The organism is Bradyrhizobium sp. USDA 4541 (assembly GCF_024171085.1).
Lineage (GTDB): Bacteria > Pseudomonadota > Alphaproteobacteria > Rhizobiales > Xanthobacteraceae > Bradyrhizobium > Bradyrhizobium australafricanum.
The window spans coordinates 5,209,045-5,224,573 of sequence record NZ_JALJZF010000001.1 but is presented as its reverse complement, the minus strand read 5'-3'; the positions used below and the strand labels follow the sequence as shown (position 1 = coordinate 5,224,573).

At 60.0% G+C, this 15,529-nt stretch carries 19 protein-coding genes and 1 tRNA gene; 11 read left to right on the top strand and 9 right to left on the bottom strand.

From position 1 onward, the window contains the following. Positions 1-213: 213 nt before the first annotated feature. Positions 214-483: a hypothetical protein gene (locus J2R80_RS24695; RefSeq protein WP_253639571.1), complete on the bottom strand. Its 270-nt coding sequence runs from the start codon at positions 481-483 to the stop codon at positions 214-216. A gap of 160 nt (positions 484-643) precedes the next feature. Here J2R80_RS24695 and J2R80_RS24690 point away from each other — a divergent pair, with 160 nt between their 5' ends. Continuing rightward, positions 644-1,681 carry a hypothetical protein gene (locus J2R80_RS24690; RefSeq protein WP_253639570.1) on the top strand — a complete coding sequence of 346 codons (1,038 nt, stop codon included), beginning with the start codon at positions 644-646 and terminating at the stop codon, positions 1,679-1,681. A gap of 89 nt (positions 1,682-1,770) precedes the next feature. Here the strand turns inward: J2R80_RS24690 and J2R80_RS24685 are convergent, their stop codons facing one another. The 3 genes from J2R80_RS24685 to J2R80_RS24675 all read right to left on the bottom strand — a co-directional run bounded on the left by J2R80_RS24685 (position 1,771) and on the right by J2R80_RS24675 (position 5,107). Continuing rightward, entirely contained in the window at positions 1,771-3,294 is a 1,524-nt protein-coding gene (locus J2R80_RS24685; RefSeq protein ID WP_253639569.1) for a hypothetical protein, read from the bottom strand. Positions 3,295-3,461: 167 nt separating this feature from the next. After that, on the bottom strand, positions 3,462-4,325 hold the full coding sequence (locus J2R80_RS24680) for a hypothetical protein (protein ID WP_253639568.1): 864 nt from the start codon (positions 4,323-4,325) through the stop codon (positions 3,462-3,464). A 2-nt stretch (positions 4,326-4,327) separates the two neighbouring features. Further along, positions 4,328-5,107 carry a hypothetical protein gene (locus tag J2R80_RS24675; RefSeq protein ID WP_253639567.1) on the bottom strand — a complete coding sequence of 260 codons (780 nt, stop codon included), beginning with the start codon at positions 5,105-5,107 and terminating at the stop codon, positions 4,328-4,330. Positions 5,108-5,668: 561 nt separating this feature from the next. On the opposite strand from J2R80_RS24675, the gene J2R80_RS24670 reads away from it, so the two are divergent. The 4 genes from J2R80_RS24670 (at position 5,669) to J2R80_RS24655 (ending at position 8,164) form a co-directional block, all read left to right on the top strand. Further along, the gene (locus J2R80_RS24670; protein WP_253639566.1) at positions 5,669-5,905 is read left to right on the top strand and encodes a hypothetical protein; all 237 of its coding nucleotides are present in this window, start codon (positions 5,669-5,671) and stop codon (positions 5,903-5,905) included. Beyond that, the gene (locus J2R80_RS24665; protein ID WP_253639565.1) at positions 5,902-6,171 is read left to right on the top strand and encodes a hypothetical protein; all 270 of its coding nucleotides are present in this window, start codon (positions 5,902-5,904) and stop codon (positions 6,169-6,171) included. Before J2R80_RS24670 ends, J2R80_RS24665 begins: the two co-directional genes overlap by 4 nt. Positions 6,172-6,348: 177 nt before the next feature. Further along, positions 6,349-6,927 carry a hypothetical protein gene (locus J2R80_RS24660; RefSeq protein WP_253639564.1) on the top strand — a complete coding sequence of 193 codons (579 nt, stop codon included), beginning with the start codon at positions 6,349-6,351 and terminating at the stop codon, positions 6,925-6,927. 208 nt (positions 6,928-7,135) lie between these two features. Further along, the gene (locus J2R80_RS24655; RefSeq protein WP_253639563.1) at positions 7,136-8,164 is read left to right on the top strand and encodes a site-specific integrase; all 1,029 of its coding nucleotides are present in this window, start codon (positions 7,136-7,138) and stop codon (positions 8,162-8,164) included. 49 nt (positions 8,165-8,213) lie between these two features. Here the strand turns inward: J2R80_RS24655 and J2R80_RS24650 are convergent. Then, positions 8,214-8,287 (bottom strand) — tRNA-Gly (locus tag J2R80_RS24650). Positions 8,288-8,778: 491 nt separating this feature from the next. Between J2R80_RS24650 and J2R80_RS24645 the strand changes: the two genes are divergently transcribed. Next, positions 8,779-9,165 (top strand): YciI family protein, encoded by a 387-nt coding sequence (locus tag J2R80_RS24645; RefSeq protein WP_076831500.1) that lies wholly within the window; start codon positions 8,779-8,781, stop codon positions 9,163-9,165. Positions 9,166-9,238: 73 nt separating this feature from the next. On the opposite strand, the gene J2R80_RS24640 is transcribed toward J2R80_RS24645, so the two are convergent. After that, on the bottom strand, positions 9,239-9,646 hold the full coding sequence (locus J2R80_RS24640) for a hypothetical protein (RefSeq protein WP_026192921.1): 408 nt from the start codon (positions 9,644-9,646) through the stop codon (positions 9,239-9,241). Between the two features lie 86 nt (positions 9,647-9,732). Then, entirely contained in the window at positions 9,733-10,530 is a 798-nt protein-coding gene (locus J2R80_RS24635; protein ID WP_038383190.1) for a lytic transglycosylase domain-containing protein, read from the bottom strand. A gap of 345 nt (positions 10,531-10,875) precedes the next feature. Between J2R80_RS24635 and J2R80_RS24630 the strand changes: the two genes are divergently transcribed. Next, positions 10,876-11,106 (top strand): hypothetical protein, encoded by a 231-nt coding sequence (locus J2R80_RS24630; protein WP_253639562.1) that lies wholly within the window; start codon positions 10,876-10,878, stop codon positions 11,104-11,106. 89 nt (positions 11,107-11,195) lie between these two features. Here J2R80_RS24630 and J2R80_RS24625 read toward each other — a convergent pair whose 3' ends face one another. Together J2R80_RS24625 and J2R80_RS24620 are read right to left on the bottom strand one after the other, a co-directional pair. Further along, positions 11,196-11,423, bottom strand: a complete 228-nt coding sequence (locus J2R80_RS24625) for a hypothetical protein (RefSeq protein WP_016843397.1) — start codon at positions 11,421-11,423, stop codon at positions 11,196-11,198. A 63-nt stretch (positions 11,424-11,486) separates the two neighbouring features. Continuing rightward, positions 11,487-11,783, bottom strand: coding sequence for a hypothetical protein (locus J2R80_RS24620; RefSeq protein WP_076831506.1), 297 nt, complete (start codon positions 11,781-11,783; stop codon positions 11,487-11,489). Between the two features lie 340 nt (positions 11,784-12,123). Here J2R80_RS24620 and J2R80_RS24615 point away from each other — a divergent pair, with 340 nt between their 5' ends. The 4 genes from J2R80_RS24615 (at position 12,124) to J2R80_RS24600 (ending at position 15,526) form a co-directional block, all read left to right on the top strand. Then, positions 12,124-12,519 (top strand): NUDIX hydrolase, encoded by a 396-nt coding sequence (locus J2R80_RS24615; RefSeq protein ID WP_026192922.1) that lies wholly within the window; start codon positions 12,124-12,126, stop codon positions 12,517-12,519. Between the two features lie 141 nt (positions 12,520-12,660). Continuing rightward, positions 12,661-12,810 (top strand): hypothetical protein, encoded by a 150-nt coding sequence (locus tag J2R80_RS24610; RefSeq protein ID WP_253639561.1) that lies wholly within the window; start codon positions 12,661-12,663, stop codon positions 12,808-12,810. 861 nt (positions 12,811-13,671) lie between these two features. Next, positions 13,672-14,985: a chloride channel protein gene (locus J2R80_RS24605; protein ID WP_253639560.1), complete on the top strand. Its 1,314-nt coding sequence runs from the start codon at positions 13,672-13,674 to the stop codon at positions 14,983-14,985. A 340-nt stretch (positions 14,986-15,325) separates the two neighbouring features. Further along, positions 15,326-15,526, top strand: a complete 201-nt coding sequence (locus tag J2R80_RS24600; RefSeq protein ID WP_253639559.1) for a hypothetical protein — start codon at positions 15,326-15,328, stop codon at positions 15,524-15,526. Positions 15,527-15,529: the final 3 nt, after the last annotated feature.

Sequence of the window (15,529 nt, the reverse complement as noted above, 5' to 3'; positions counted from 1 at the left end):
GCCTGCGGATCGTTTCGCCCTAGCTTTTCTCAAGCTTCAGGCGAGAGCAAGAGCCGGAGTTTTACGGGGCCCGAAAGTGTGAACTGGTTCACAAATGGCCGGCGGCCCGGCTGCTAGATCGTATCGCGCTGGGGGATTTCAGGGGCCCAGTCACAGGCGCCGTCGGGACAGCTCATTTCGAGCCCGGCGGCGTAGCTTTTTCAAAAGGCCTAGTCATCTCAGAGCATCCATCACGCGGCTCATGGCCGGATGTGTGCGGTTTTTGACTTTAATCCAGTGCGGGGAGCGGCCGCCGCGGTAAGGCCGGTCAGCACGCTTGGAAACCAGGCCCTCGAATCCGAACTCGCAGACCTTGCGGAAGACGTCTGGGCTGATCTCGCCGCGCTCATATGGTCCGAGAAAAAGATGCCCCTCGCGGCGGCGTTCCAAAGAGCCGCAGGTTCGTCTTGGGGCAGCTTCGCGCGAAGGCTTGAGGTGGGACATAAAGATGGTCACCGAGCGGAATAAGCGGCAATAGCGCTGACCGTATTTATCGCCCCTAGGTTCGCGCACCGGTTGAGTGTATGGCTTCAAGGGTGCAATCGGGGGCCGTGCTTCGTGAGGTAATATTTCAAATGTGTCCATAGAACAGGGAGAGATGATTATGTCCCGGAATTGCTCTATCGCAGTCGCCGCCATCTCGTCGATTTTCGCAACCGCCGCTCCCGCGTTAGCGGAGTGTGACCCAGCAAAATTTCTCAAGTATGAAGAAATCAAGTATTCAAAGGATATCGCGACCCAGTTTTTCTACTTGGACACTCTATCGAAAGCGGAGCGCGATAAGGTCGATACGGGCGGAGGATTTGTATACGACGGGATACCAATGAATGGACACGCAACGGTGGACGTTGCCTCGTCGTTGAGTAAACAGCTACGCATTGATTTCTCCAATTCGGAGAAGACGTGGTACACGATCTCCAAGCTTTCCAGCACGGGAAAGGACGCATATCTAGGATGCTTACGAGACTCGCGCGATAATTTCTACCTCGCTATTGTCGGTGACGCGATGAAAACCGATGAATTTTTCGTGCAAATAAATTCTACGCCAAGGCAGCCGCTGCCGCTTAGACAACCGATCTCTGTCGAAGTGACTCACGGCGAACACATTGGCGGTGACAAGTTTATCACAAGCACCAAAAGCGCTCAGCTTAAAATTCGCAGAGATCTAAGCCAAGAAACCATCATCTCGGTGAAAGTGGGTGACGGCGACTATCAGAGTATCGATCTCCCACCCGTCCCAGCTTCAATAGCGGTTCATCGTCGCGAATCCACGCATCAGGACGGGGACGTTTACGGAGGGTCTTCTGATCTAAGCCACGACCTTTGCATCAATCTACCAAACGAGGAACAAGACGCTGCGATAATCCCGGATAGTTTTGCGACTCATTTCAACTACGTCGAGAACAATATGGGCTCGATCCTTTTCGATTATGCCGGGCACCATCCTTCAGTAACTTCTAGGAGCGCGTGCGCAAAAGTTTGGTGGCATCTTAGTAGCCAACAGGGACGCGTGCACGGCACCGCCTGGATCAGCGTGCAGGTCGCGAAAGTTGTCCCCCCTAAGGTGGCTCCTTATTCTCCCTCGCAACAGAAGAGCGTTGGTTCAAAAAGTAGTTCAAAGAGAAGGGTTTCCAACCCGTGACCATTTCTTTGGCTTCGAAAGAGCGGAGTAGCCCCGGCGATTCACTCGCTGGGGCTAGGCAGGACGGAGCCGCCTGCCGGTGGTGAGTGTCAGGCGTACATTGAATCCTCTGACCATAAGCCGATGTGCGCGGTCTCGTGCCGGGTCATTTTCCCGTCATCGAAGACCGCCACATCGAGAGAGTACGGCGACTTGGCGCTGCCGTACTCACCTGTTGGGAATATTTCGGTGTGCTGCTTGGTGAACTCCCGGATCCGCTGCGGTACATCCTCTCTCCGCACGCGGCGCTCCCCCAGTGCAATGTAGATGTTGGCGACCACGTCGAAACGGTCTTGATCCGACAGATATCGTGGAGTGAGGCTGTAGAACAAAGAAAAATCACCCGGCTGCTCTACATAAACCGGGATAGAAGCATCCGCTCCGACGTTTTCGATACGAGCGGAGCGCGTGATGTCCATCAGCGGCGCTATGCCCATTCTGCTCTGCATCGTTCCCAAACTCCTTCCGTTCACGTTCTCGAGGACAAAACGGTTGAACTCCGGATCGGTCAGGCGTAGGTGCCGCCATTGCACGCTGTTCATTGCCCGGTTCGGGCCCCGTGTGATATTCTCAACTGACACGTTTGTGATTAGCGCGCGCTTTGCCAACTCGATCATTTTTGGCGCAATCGGCTTGACCGTCTTTTGGCTTAGCAGGTTGCAGGTCTTGCATTGGCGTGTGCCGTTGAACCGGTAATAAGTGTTGCCGATCGTATATTCGTGCCCCCGCTTGCAGTGTGTCCTGGCAGCCATCTTTGCCTTAAACCCGGCTAACCGCGCAGCGTGTTTGTTGGTGTGCAGCAGTGGCGTGACGATCGCATCCCAATCCGGGTGCTCCGCGCGGTACCGATCAAATGAATGATGCTGCTTGCCGACTGGCATCACGATAGTCTTAAGGGTCTGCCCCTCTGTAAGCTTCCGTAGAATTTCCGCAGCTTCGACCTCGGAAAGGTCTTTGCATAGCCTGCAGATGTGGTGTCGAAACCCTTTGCCTGTGAGCATCACCGCGATGTTCTCCGGCGTCAGCCGGTGGCCGGCCTTGCAATGTGTCCTCTGCGGCCGTCCAACGCTGATGCCGACGTGCACGGCCAGCTTTTTCGCAGTGGGAACCTCCTCGGCGGTGAAGCGACGGGGGCGCCATTCAAGGTCGTTGCGACAGACCAGGCACGCGCGAGGATTCCAGCTCGTCACGCCTTCAGGCATCAAGCTCTTGTCGAATGTCTCTGGTGTCAGTTCATGTCCGCGCGTGCAATGAGAGCGTGTCTGTCGCGAAAACGCCGGAGCAGCGGCTTTCTTCTTGTTGGCGTTGAGCAACGCCACCTGCTCGAAGCGCGCCGACCACTCTGGATTTTTTTTTCGGTAGGCCTCAAGTCCCATCTGCTTGGCGTAGCTCAATCCGAGATCTTTGATCACGGCGCCGGCCTGCATTTTCGCGTCGATGTCTAAGACGTCCGCAGGGGTTAGCTCCATGCAGATGCGACACTGCCGCCAAGGATACTTGTGCCCTCTGGGCTGCACGATCCTCGTATTCTCGGGCGTCATCGCGTGGCCGTAGTTGCAGTGCGACTTAGACATGAGACTTTCCTCCATCGTGCGCGGAATGCGCACACGGGAGCCGAATCCTGAATCGCGTCGGCTGGGTGTTCTGATCGAGTCGGAATAGCCGCGAAAATGGAGCGCCGCCGGCGCCAAGCGAGCTTGCTTTGCCTTAGACGTTAACGGCCGAAAGCTAACTCGTGGCCTTAGAGCGGGTCTATATGCTCAGCAACGTACTTCCGCTCTCGGAGGAAGTTCTGTCGCTCCTCGTCATCGGCCCAGTTTACGATGTGCGATTCGCCCGAAAGTACATCTCGAGCAAAATCGACAGCCTCGGCGTCACCCGCTGTTCTCGGGCGGATGATCGAATAGGCTTCGCAAGGTTGTGGACCCGAGCCGCGAGCTATCAGAGCATGTCGAATGTCACTAAACATATAAGCCATGAATCCGGCCCTCTCTCTGAGCAGTTTTGGCCGTTGCGTATTGAAGTCAATCGCCTCGAACAAATAGAGCTTCCCGTTCTGCTGTGAGAAGCTTGGCTCATAGACAGTGTGCGAACCTCGAATTTGCTGCTTCTTTCTGATCGGATGCCTCACAGAGAGTGTCGGCTGCTCTCCCAGAATTTCCCAAGCGCGGAAGGCCTTGTCTAAGTCGAGAGATAGATCGCGCTCGACCTCGCTCTCAATCGCCAGTTCAAATGCCTCCATGACAGGGGCGTCAGAAACGAGAAGGTCGTAGAGGAACTTGCTGACTGATTTGGCGTCGTCATCACCAATGTCAGAAACATCACCGCCTGGCACAACTAAGTAATTCGAGGTTGTCGCAGCTAGAATATCATCAATGTCTTCAGCATCGATTTGCTCACGCCAGTACTGCAGCCACTGCCGATAGACATCGGCGTACTTGAAATTCTGAAGTCTTCGCCCGTCGACGGTGCCATCATCACGCTCGCCTGCAAAACGTGCTGCCCATGTTCCGTTGGCGCGAACTATCACGCCCACGTTCTTCGGCTCGTTCCGAATGGGGTCCTCGACGTATTTTGCTACCCAGTATTTCGCTTGCGTGCTCATCTTCATCGTCCCGTCTGAGGTGGCGCGACTGGATTTGATATTGGAATCGGAGGAAGCGGAGGCAACGGCGCGGGCTGTGGCAGTTTAGGAAATTGTCCAATGTTGTTCTTGATGATTGAATCTATATTGTTGCGGCGGTGTTTAAGAAAATCTATGGTTACCGTTCTCTTGTCGGCTGGGTACCCGATCGCGCAGATTTCTGCTACCGCTTGTTCGATAAAGTAGTCTGGCAGCGCTTTAAATCGGGCCGCCCAATACTCGAAACCGCTCATGCTTGAGATCTCTGCTTTCAAGCAATGAAACGTGAAGCCCAGGCCTCCCGAATTGAGGGCGATCATTGGGTCGATTGTTGTTTTCAGGGGCAGAAACGCCCGACTGTGGTCAAATATCTGAACGCGACCGGTCGTCCGATCGTAAGCTAAGTTCCTTTTGTGCCGGTCTGGGTTCATGACCAGCACGTCAAACATCAAGATACCCCAGCAAAGCTCCGTGTTGGTAGCAACGAGCGTACCGATCGGTGTTGGCGGAAGTGATTGCCCCACTAGATTAAAATTGAGCGAGCAAAAGTAGTCTTCCCCTCCATTTTCGATCAGAGCTCCGGGCGGGCACGGGAGAAACAGCCCACGCGCGAGCAAATTGCAAAGCACTTCGTTTCTCACGATGTTGGGTTCGTCTGCATTGGCCTTCTTCGCGACCGTGGCCAATCCGACGTGGACTGAGTCAGATACGCCGTCGTTGAGTGGACTTCCAACCGCCCAAATCTTGTATTTGCTGGCGGACATTTCCTCTTCCTTCCGTATCCTCGTTGGCCGGTTTTATTGATCAAGACGGACAATCCGAGGCCGTCGCCGGATTCGAGGCGTCGGCCGCGCTACCTCTTCCGCTGTAGGAATGTGCACCTTGCGCCGTCCCCGCGCAGGTGGCGGCGCCGGAAGTGCCGACTCAACTAAACGTCGAATCGCCTCTGCTCGTGATGGAAGATCGGGCTGCTTCCGGCGCCAGTCGTCGATTGCGTTCAGAAACGCGCTCGGGACCCGCATCTCGAAGCGTTCAGTTTTTTCGTCAACCATGGGGCCTTGACCGTAATGTACGTACATCGTATTGTACGTAGTGTACGGCAAGACGAAGCGGCCCGCAACGGCGATTGCAGCGCCGAAGCGGGCCTAACCCAGCACAGGAGTTGAGGTCCTATGACACAGGCTAAGACCACAGATACCACATCCCGAAGACGCTTTCTCGCCGCCGCGGCCGGCGCCGCCATTGTCCCCACGGCGGCCGTAGCAGCGTCGGCGGACGCTGCCTTGGAGGCCGCTGCAGCGGCGGTCCCAGAGGCGGATCGCGCCATGAGCGCGCTGCTCGACGCCCATGGGGACGACGCCGTCGACCGCTCCGACTATCTGGCCTCTGAGAAGGAGCGTTATGGCCACCTCGAAATGCTCGCCACGGTGCCTGCGATCGGCACCGCCGGCCTTCTGGCGAAGGCCAGGACGTTGCAGGTCCGGAGCGTCATGGACGACGTTTACCGCTCGCAGGAGATCGCCCTGTCGCTTGCGGAGGATCTGGGAGGGCTGCTGTCATGAGGACCGCAACCCGCCGGCGCGCGCCGCAGTGCCTCGCCACCACGATCAGGAAGGTCGAGCCGATGGGCGCAGGAATGGTGAGGCTGTACTTCGCCGTCGAGCAGGACGGCACCTGGGACGACCGGGCGGTTATCGAGATGCCCTGTGTCTCGATCGCCAGCAACTTCGCCTTCGCCGTCGACGCCGTGCGCGCGATCGCGGCGGACCCTGACGCTAATCCGGAGCCGACCAAGCTCGGCCTGCCGTACCTCGGTACCGTGAACTGACAGCGGCGCGCCGCACGCTGGAGATGCCCGGGCCAGCCCCGGGCATCCAAAGCGCTCGCGTTGCCCTGCTGGAACCGCCCGGATTATCCCCCGGCGGCTCTTTGCATTCATTTGACATCTAATCGCGAAGCAGGCAACCATTAATGTCATCTGACATTTAATAGGACTTGCCGGACTATGTCTAAGGTCCAACAACCAGTTGAGCGTTTCCTCGCGAAATCAGAAAAAAGCGAGCATCCTTTCTATTGGTTTTTGTCCTTCGGGCGGAAGCCCCTCTTCACTCCCGCCAACGTCATCAAGCTGGCGCCGGGCCTTACTGCGACGACGCTCCAAAACTGGGCGAATAGAGATGTGGTGAATGCTCTTCTCCAGATGAAGGAAGAGCGAGGGCGTCGCTATTTTGATTCGCTGGCGACTGCGCGAATTGTTTTCGGGCATCGTTTGATCACCGAGTTCAAGCTTCAACCTGTTCATGCGATGCTTGTTTGCGAGTTGGCGTGGGTCAACGTCCTCAAGCAATTCTTCGAGGGCATCATCCCGGAAGGCGCGGCCGAAGAAGAGCGGTATCCTGTCGATTGGGATCGGCTTGAGCGCTACTGGGCCCTTTATGCATTCGGCCGCTCCATTGCAGTGAGCCGTGAAAACCTAGGCGAAGCAATCATAGACTTCGGCAATGCGATTGTTCTCCCGCATGGTCGCGACATGCTTGATCTGGCGGTTCGGGCGAAGCAGCTCTTTAACGAAAGCAACGAGTGAGCTGACACAATGGCAGCAGCCCGCAACCCCCCTCTCCGTCGTCGCCTTGGCGCGTGCGCGGCTGCACTCGAAGCTCGAGGCCTGAAACCGTCCGCCGTTGACATTCTGCCGAGCGGCACAATCCGCTTTCATCTTTCCGTTGGGAAAACGATGGACAGCACGCCAGAAAATGATCTCGACCGGGAGCTAGCTGAATTCGAGGCTCGCCATGAAGGTTGATCTCAAGGGAATTAAGAAGGCCAAGTCGAAGGGAAAGATCTACTACTATGCATGGCGCGGCGGCCCTCGTCTCACCGGCCAGCCGGGCACACCCGAATTCATCGCCTCCTATAACGAGGCAATCGAGAGCCGCAAGGCAGTCAGCACCGATAGGTTTAGCTCCGTCGTAGTGCAGTACAAGGCGTCCGGCGACTATAAGAAGCTCGCGGATTCGACCAAGTCGAATTGGTCTCCGTGGCTTGATCGAATTTCCCTCTACTTCGGGGATCTGCGCATCGCGCAGTTTGACCGCCCAGAGAAAATCCGGCCTATCATTCGCCGATGGCGTAATCAGTGGACCGACAAGCCGCGAACTGCCGACTACGGCATGCAGGTTTTGTCGCGGGTGTTGAGCTATGCCGTCGACCCGCTCGCGAAGATCGCGTCCAATCCCTGCGAAGGTATCAAGCAACTCTACACAGCAGACCGGTCGGAGATTATCTGGACCGACGCGGACATCATCCAACTCAAGGCGAAATGCTCGCCGGAGATCGCCCTCGCCGTAGATCTTGCAGCTCACACCGGCTTGCGCCAGGGCGATCTGTTGCGCCTCTCATGGTCGCATATCCGGCAAAACCATATCGAAATCACCACCGGCAAATCCAAGCACCGCCGAACGGCCTATATCCCGCTCTACGACGACTTGCGCGCCGTGCTGGCGCGCATCCCCAAGGTATCGACCACGGTGCTGACCAGCAGCCACCGACGCCCATGGGCGGGCTTCGGAAGTGCTTTCGATCGCGCCAAGAAAGCCGCGGGCATGGGCGAGTTGGACCTGCACTTCCATGACCTGCGCGGCACCGCAGTCACCAAGCTCTACATCGCCAATCTGCCGATCCGCGTCATCGCTGAGATCGTGGCGTGGGAGGAGAAGCAGGTCGAGAAGATCATCCGCCGATATGTAGGGCGTGAGGCGGCAACCAGGGCCCTCATAGAGCAGATCAACGCTGCTCGTCGCGGGGATGAAAAGAGAACTTAACTTGGAAAACCGACAGCAAAACCAACGGGGCAAAAGTGAGCTAAGTGCTTGGAGCGGGTACCGGGAATCGAACCCGGGTATTCAGCTTGGAAGGCTGCTGCTCTACCATTGAGCTACACCCGCATCTCGGGTTCACCTAACACGGCCGGGCGGCGGCCTCAACTGCCCCGGCGTGCGTTCTGTTCTCCGGTAAACGAAACCATTTCGCCGCAATCCGGCCGGTTTTCCGGCGCGGCCGGGCCGGAGGCGGCCTTAACAGCGCGGATTCGGCACCTATATTCGAAGTCCCATCAACAAAGAAAGGAGGTGATCTAGTGTCTTGTCTCAAGCGCTGTCACCTCGCTGGGATCGCCCGCTAGGCCCTGAGCAATCAGCCTGGCATCGGGGCGCTCTCAGCCCTGGACCAGCGAGACATCAAAATCGGGGGCGCGGCGGAAGCTCATCCGCCGCGCCTTTTTGCTGTCTTGGCCTGTGCGATTCGCCGCCGCCATGCCGGACGGCGGGATACCTTGTCGCAACACAGAGACCGTCCGATCCGCTACAGATGAAATGTCGGCTCGGATCGCCGCGGGACGTCCTTGGGCCAGTCGCATCAGAAATAAGGAGCACATCAGATGCTTTATGCCATCCTGGCCTATCACGTCGAAGCCGAGGTCAAATCGTGGAACGCCGAGGAGGACGCTGCCGTGATGACGGGTCTGCGCGAGGTCCATCAACGGCTGAAGGGCAAGCTCGGTCCGGCTGCGCGGCTCGGCGATACCCGCAATGCCAGCACGCTGCGTGGGCCCGGCCACGGCATGGTGATCGACGGGCCGTTCTCCGAAACCAAGGAGCAATTGCTCGGCTTCTACGTGATCGATTGCACCGATGAGGCGGAGGCGATCGCCGCGGCGCGCGACCTGCGCAGCGTCAACCCGTCGGCGGTCTACGAGATCCGCGCGCTGAAGCTCTACATCCCCGGCGCGCCATTTCCGGAGACCGCGGGCCCGCGAGACGCGTAGCGCGTGTCCCCGCGCAAACGGCTTTGGCGCTTGTCGCGAGGGAAAACCGCTTCGCACGTTTCCGGATCATGCCTTAGCGGCTGGAGCGCTTCGGCAGCTTCGGGAGTTTGCTCGGGTCGAACTTCGGCAGCGGCAGATCCGGCGGCGGCTCGGGTGCCACCTCCTGGCTCGGAATCAGCGTCACCTCGAAGGCGAGATCGGGCACGGCATCCGCCCTGCCCGTGCAGGTCGCGATCGCGCCGGTCCAGATGCCCTCGAGCCGCACCACGAGGTCGTCGGTGCCGAACACGGTCGTGCCGTCCCTGGAGTGCCGCTGCGTGGTGAGCACCGCGGAGAAGCGCTCACCGTCGACCTCATAGGTGCCGCTGTAGAGCATGACCGCGTCGCTGCCCCACAGCCTGCCATCGGCGACGTGCACGATGCCGGTGCCGTCCGCAAGCGACGTTCGAAACCACGCCGCGTAGGTGCCGTTCTTGAGCATGGAGCCGGTCTCCATCTGCTCCGTTTCACAGCGCACGATCTGGGCACCGTTGCGTTAACAGGCGATGAAGGAACTCGCGCCTGCGCTCATTGGCCGTCAATCTGCCGTCCCATGATGGCGATCGCCTTCTGGTAGACGCCTGCCGCGTTCCACGCCTCGATCGCGGCGAAGTTGGGTTCCCCGGGCTGATAGCCGGCGCCGGCGCGCCAGCCATGGGCGCGCAGGAAGTTCGCCGTCGAGCTCAGCGCGTTGGCCGCGACGTCGAGATTGCCGGTGCCGTAGGCGAGGACGTTCTTCGGCATGAACTGGGTCTGGCCGATCTCGCCATGCATCGAGCCGCGCGTGCTTCCGGACAACGTGCCGCGGTCGACGAGCTTCAGCGCTGCATAGAGCTGGTCGGTGAAGAACTCCGGACGGCGGCAGTCATAGGCAAGCGTCGCGATCGAGGACAGCATGTTCTGGTTGCCGCGCTGGCTGCCAAAACCGCTCTCCATGCCCCAGATCGCGATCAACGGTCCCGGCGGCACGCCATAGCGCTGCTGGATCGAGGCGAACAGCGCCGCCTGCGACTGCTTCAGCGATCGGCCGCGCGCCACGATGGTCGCAGATCCCCGCTTGGCCATGAACTGCTCGAGCGACAGGCCGAAGCTGCGCTGGCCGCGATCCGCGGCAATCGTCGCACTGGCATAATGGGTCTGCATCAGCGCGGCGATCGCGGTGGCGCCGATGCCCTTGGCGCTCGCCTCGCCCGAGAACTGCTGCTTCCAGGCTTCGAACCCGCCGGGCCCGTTGCCGCACTGCGCCGCGTTCGCCTCAGCCCCCAGCGTTGCAACCATCACGACGATGGCGAGCGCCGACGTCGCAACCTGCCAGCCCCTGATCATCCGAAACCTCCTCCGCAAATATGCCGCCGCCCTCGCGGGCGCGGCGCTGACGATGGCCGGATGGACATGACCCGGCGATGAACGGCCCGCCTCAGATTCGGCCTCGGACCGTCACGATATGTCGCTGGCAGCGGATTGGCCATCCCGCCCGCCTCAGGCAGGCCGGGACATTTGGCCCCTGCGCCCGGAAGGCGTCACGCGCCGGGCATGACGACGAACACGGCGTGCGTGACGATGCGGATCGCGCATGAGACCCGCGAAATCCGGTGGTGAACGGCGTGCGATGTAGTAGGTTCTCGGCGGGGACGGCGGTCCCGCTGTCCTCCAACTTGGGAGGCGATGGCTATGATGAAGACCCTGTCACTTCTAGCGGTCCTGCCCTTTATCGGCGTCCTGTCGATGTCGACGAGCCACGCCGCATCCACATGCTCGACCAGCAATTTCGGCATCTCTGCAGTACCGTGCGGGAAGCGGTATGCGGTCAACTACGAAGCCTGCCGGAAATACGTGATCGAGCATGGCGCATCGCCCGCCGAATCCTGGTGGTACTGCAGCAGTCAAGGCTACGCGAAATAGTCGGCACTTCCTGAGCGAGGCTTTTCGCCGCCGCGGACAGCGCGTCGAGCTGCCGCGACGTCGAACACGCGTGCCTGCCGGTCAGCATGTTAAGGCACGTCGCCTCTTCTCACTGGACCGACGGTCTGCGGCCGGTTGAGGAAGAACTCGCGATTGCCGAGCGCGGCCTCCGCATACTGGTCGATCGCCACGATGATCGCCTGCACGTGGTGAAAGCACCAGCCTTCCCGCGTCGCCATGTGCCGGACCTCGGCCAGCGCCTTGATCCAGGGCGCGTGGTCATCGCTGTCGTGGAAATACCGAAGCGGCTCTCTCATCTTTTCCTCCGGCACATCACGTCTTGCAGCTCGGCGCGCAGCCGCCGCGTCCCGAGCACTCGGTCATGCACGCGCTTCGCCGGCGGCCAGCTCCCGCTTCGCCGGGCGAATGAAGGCTGACGTCGCGGCGCGACGGCGCGGTGCAACGCTCGCATGCACGATGATCGGATCGCGGTCGCCCAGGACCTCCCGCTCCTCGACCAGGCGGCTCATGACCAGCCGCATCTTCAAGAGGTCCCCGGCGACGAAGGCGCAGTCCTCATCGCGGTTGATCTGCTGGCGCATGATGGCTTCGGCCTCGAGCATGCTGACGCGCAGCGCCCTGATCTGCCTGCGAATTTCGCTGATGCGGTTGTCCATGGCGTCCTCCAATTCCCGGTGGAGGGCAATTAGAACAAAACAAGAACATCAAGTCAAGCAGTGAAAGCTGCCCGCCATGGTTATCGTTATCACGACGCACCCGGGTGAGTTGCAGTCACCGGCCGTAACAGCTTTCACGAATTCAACGTGAGGTACCGGACATCAAGCGAGATCAAGAAGCCGCGGCCGACCGCGCGCAGCGAAGATCGCAGCCGTCAAAGACAAACAGCCGATATACGACTGTGGAACAATGTGGCATCGAACTTGTCTACACAAATAGACAAGTTAAAATGGGTCGATTCTATTTCGATCATTGCGCAGCAAATGCCCAAGTACTCCAATGCCCAAGTCCTCCAAGCTGGTAGCCGCGAAGCGCGGCAAGGTTCTACTGGTTAGACGCCGATCTGACGGGCTGTGGATGTTTCCCGGCGGGCGCAGGCGCGCGCGAGAAACCGGGAAGGATTGCCTCAAGCGCGAGATCAAGGAGGAGCTGCCGAAGCTCAAGCTCGGCAGGCTTAGCCTGTGGAAGGAAGTGACGGCCAGGAACAAGCGTTCTGGCCGCAGGATGAGCGACGCGATCTTCATCGCCAAGAACGCCAAGGGCCGACTGGCGATCGGCGACAAGAAGGAGATCGACCGCGCCGCCTGGCAGAAGCCGCGGGGCCTTCGCCTGACACCGACCTCGCGCTACATCCGCGACCGGCTGTTTCCGAGAAAGCAGCGCCGCCGGAGATAGCGGCGGGGTCATCGCTGCTTGAAAGCGCCGCGCTTCCACCCCAAAGAAACGGCCCCAGCGAGGGGGTACAAGCTGGGGCCGCGAGTTTACCTTGATCGTCCAGACACTGCCGGCAGGGACAGCACCGAACCTGTGACAATCATGCTCCGCCGCGTCGGTTCCTGGACGGCGCGCCTGGACGCGATCCCGGAAGGATGGGCCGTGAGCCTCATGCAGCGGCAGCTCACGGCCGAGCACATCTCGGTGCTCAACATGATGCTTGGCGAAGCGCGGCGACATGGGATGTCCTGATTCCCCAAGGCGAATGTCCTGATGGGTGCGGCCCCCTCTCTGGTGCCCCATCATGATCGTCGGATACGCATCCGCAGACCAAGAGTTCCACCGCAGGAACACCGTACTGATCCGGATTTCTGGACAGATAGGACGGTCGTAATACCAACCCTGCCGGCGTTACCGTTCTTTGCAGAGCATTTTTTCACGGCTGAGTTTTTACAGACCTATTATGACCGGCAGAAAAGGGCCGCCGATGCGACGGCCCTTTTCGATTCAGTGCCCATGTCTTCGCGCGGCAATGATCCCGGTGACGCACCCAAATCGGTACCAGGCAAAGAACGAGGCCGCCAACCGGCGGCCTCCTTGTTGAGTGGCCCCAGCAACCTATGGGGGCCTGGGAGGGCAGGCGCTGGGGCCGTCTACCGGCCCGGTTGGCGCAGTCGGGCCAGGTGAGCTTCCATCAAATGAACAGAGCAACGGCAACCATTGCGATTGGGCAAAGTCCCAATACGACGATGCCCGCTCGAACAATCACTTCGGACATGACATGCGCCCTTCAATGGGGCGATCAAAATACGCCGCAGCGGAAGCCGCGCAAAGTGCAGTTTGTGCCAGATTTTCCGCGTCCCTCAATCATGCGTCACGGGGGGAAAGTACGCGCCAAGGCGGAGTCGTTGAGACAGCAAAACTCACGCGCGAGCCTCCTGGAGATCGCCGAAAAGTGAGGCCTCAGGCGGTATCGCGGATTTCGGCCCTGGAGTTTGGCGGCTGCGCCGGCACACCGTGCTGATTTCTTCAGCTTCGCATACCGCCGACGCGTGCTAGGAATGACGTGATCCGCTGCATATCGGACCACGACATGAGCCAGAACTCGTCAGAATGACCTTCCCCTCCAACCGCCAGAGGCGGCTGTTCAGACTGGTCTCCGCGCGTTGGCAGCGCCGCGCCCTGTTCTTGCTGGGCGGCATTGCGGTCGGCGCGGCGGCCGTCGCGCTGGCACAGCTCGCCGATCTGGCGCAGATCGCGTTCGGCGCGGTGGTATCCCGTTTCCATTATGCCTCGCTGGTGCTGACGCCGGCCGGGTTCGCGCTGTCGGTGTTTCTGACCAACCGCTTCTTTCAGAACGCGCAAGGCAGCGGAATCCCGCAGGCGATCGCCGCACGCCATCTGACCGATCAGACCGCGCGCGAAAGCCTGGTTTCGCTGCGCGTTGCGGCCGGCAAGATCCTGCTGACGCTGTTTGGCCTGTTGTGTGGCGCGTCGGTCGGGCGCGAGGGACCGACGGTGCAGATCGGCGCCTCGATCATGTTTGCGCTCGGCCGCTTCTCGCCGCGGCGCCAACCCGGCCTGATCCTTGCCGGCGCGGCCGCAGGTGTCGCGGCCGCCTTCAACACCCCGCTGGCCGGGATCGTGTTCGGCATCGAGGAAATGAGCCGTGCCTTCGAGACGAGAACCAGCAGCCTGATCATCGGCGCGGTGATCGCCGCCGGCCTGACCTCGCTCGCGCTGATGGGCAACTATACGTATTTCGGCACCAGCGCGACGGCCCTGCGCAACGGCACCGACTGGCTCGCGGTCCCGCTCTGCGGCATTGCCGGAGGTCTTGCGGGCGGCCTGTTCAGTCGCATCCTGATCACAATGGCACGCGGGTTTGCCACTCCGGTCGGAAGCGCGATCAAGCGTTATCCAGTCGGTTTTGCCGCAATCTGCGGATTAGCGGCTGCGATTTGCGGGATTGCGTCCGACGGTGCGATCTATGGCACGGGATATCAGCAGGTCAAATCCGCGCTCGAAGCCGGCGCACAATTGCCGGCGAGCTTCAGCGTCTGGAAATTCCTCGCGACCACGTTCGCCTCGATCAGCGGCATGCCGGGCGGCATCTTCGCGCCCTCGCTCGCGGTCGGTGCCGGGCTCGGCTCCAACATCGCGCCGCTGTTTCACGGCGCGCCGCTGTCGGCCATCATGCTGCTCGGCATGGTCTCCTATTTCGCCGGCGTAGTTCAGGCACCGATCACCGCCTTCGTGATCGTCACCGAGATGACCGACAATCACGCGATGGTCGTGCCCTTGATGACCGCGGCCCTGATTGCGCACGCGAGCTCGCGCCTGATCTGCAAGGAAGGCGTCTATCACGCCCTCGCCAAGGGCTTCGTCGAGCGCGCTGCGCCGGCGCAGAAGATCACCTCGATCTGAATTCCCGGCACCACGGGAAAACGGCCCCGGCATCTCGCGTTGCCGGGGCCGTCCGATTCCCATGCTCACGGCGAACCGCCGGTGTCGATAATCAGGGCGGAGCCCTCTGGGCCTTGAAAAATTTCCTTAATGAAAAAGCCTGCCCAGCATTCGAAGATTCACGCTATCCGGCGTTCCGGAAAACAACACGTGTGAATCCAGCTTGAATAAATTTCGTCTGGAACAAACGGAATGTTTCAGTGACTCTTCATGCGTGAACGCCAGTTCCGGGTTCCTCGGGGAGCGGACTTGTCGCGGCGACGTTGGTCTATGGGCAATCCCTGAGAAAGGGGGAAGCACCATGGTCGAGAACGTCATGACCAACGCCGGCTATTGGCGGGATCGAGCCGCCAAGACACGTGCCAAGGCGGAGTTGTTCAGATACCAAAACTCACGCGCGAATCTTCTGAAGATCGCCGAAGAGTACGATCGTCTGGCCAACTATGCCGAGCAGCAATTACTGCGCGCACCGACAGTAAACCTGTCCGGCCGATCTCTTTAACGG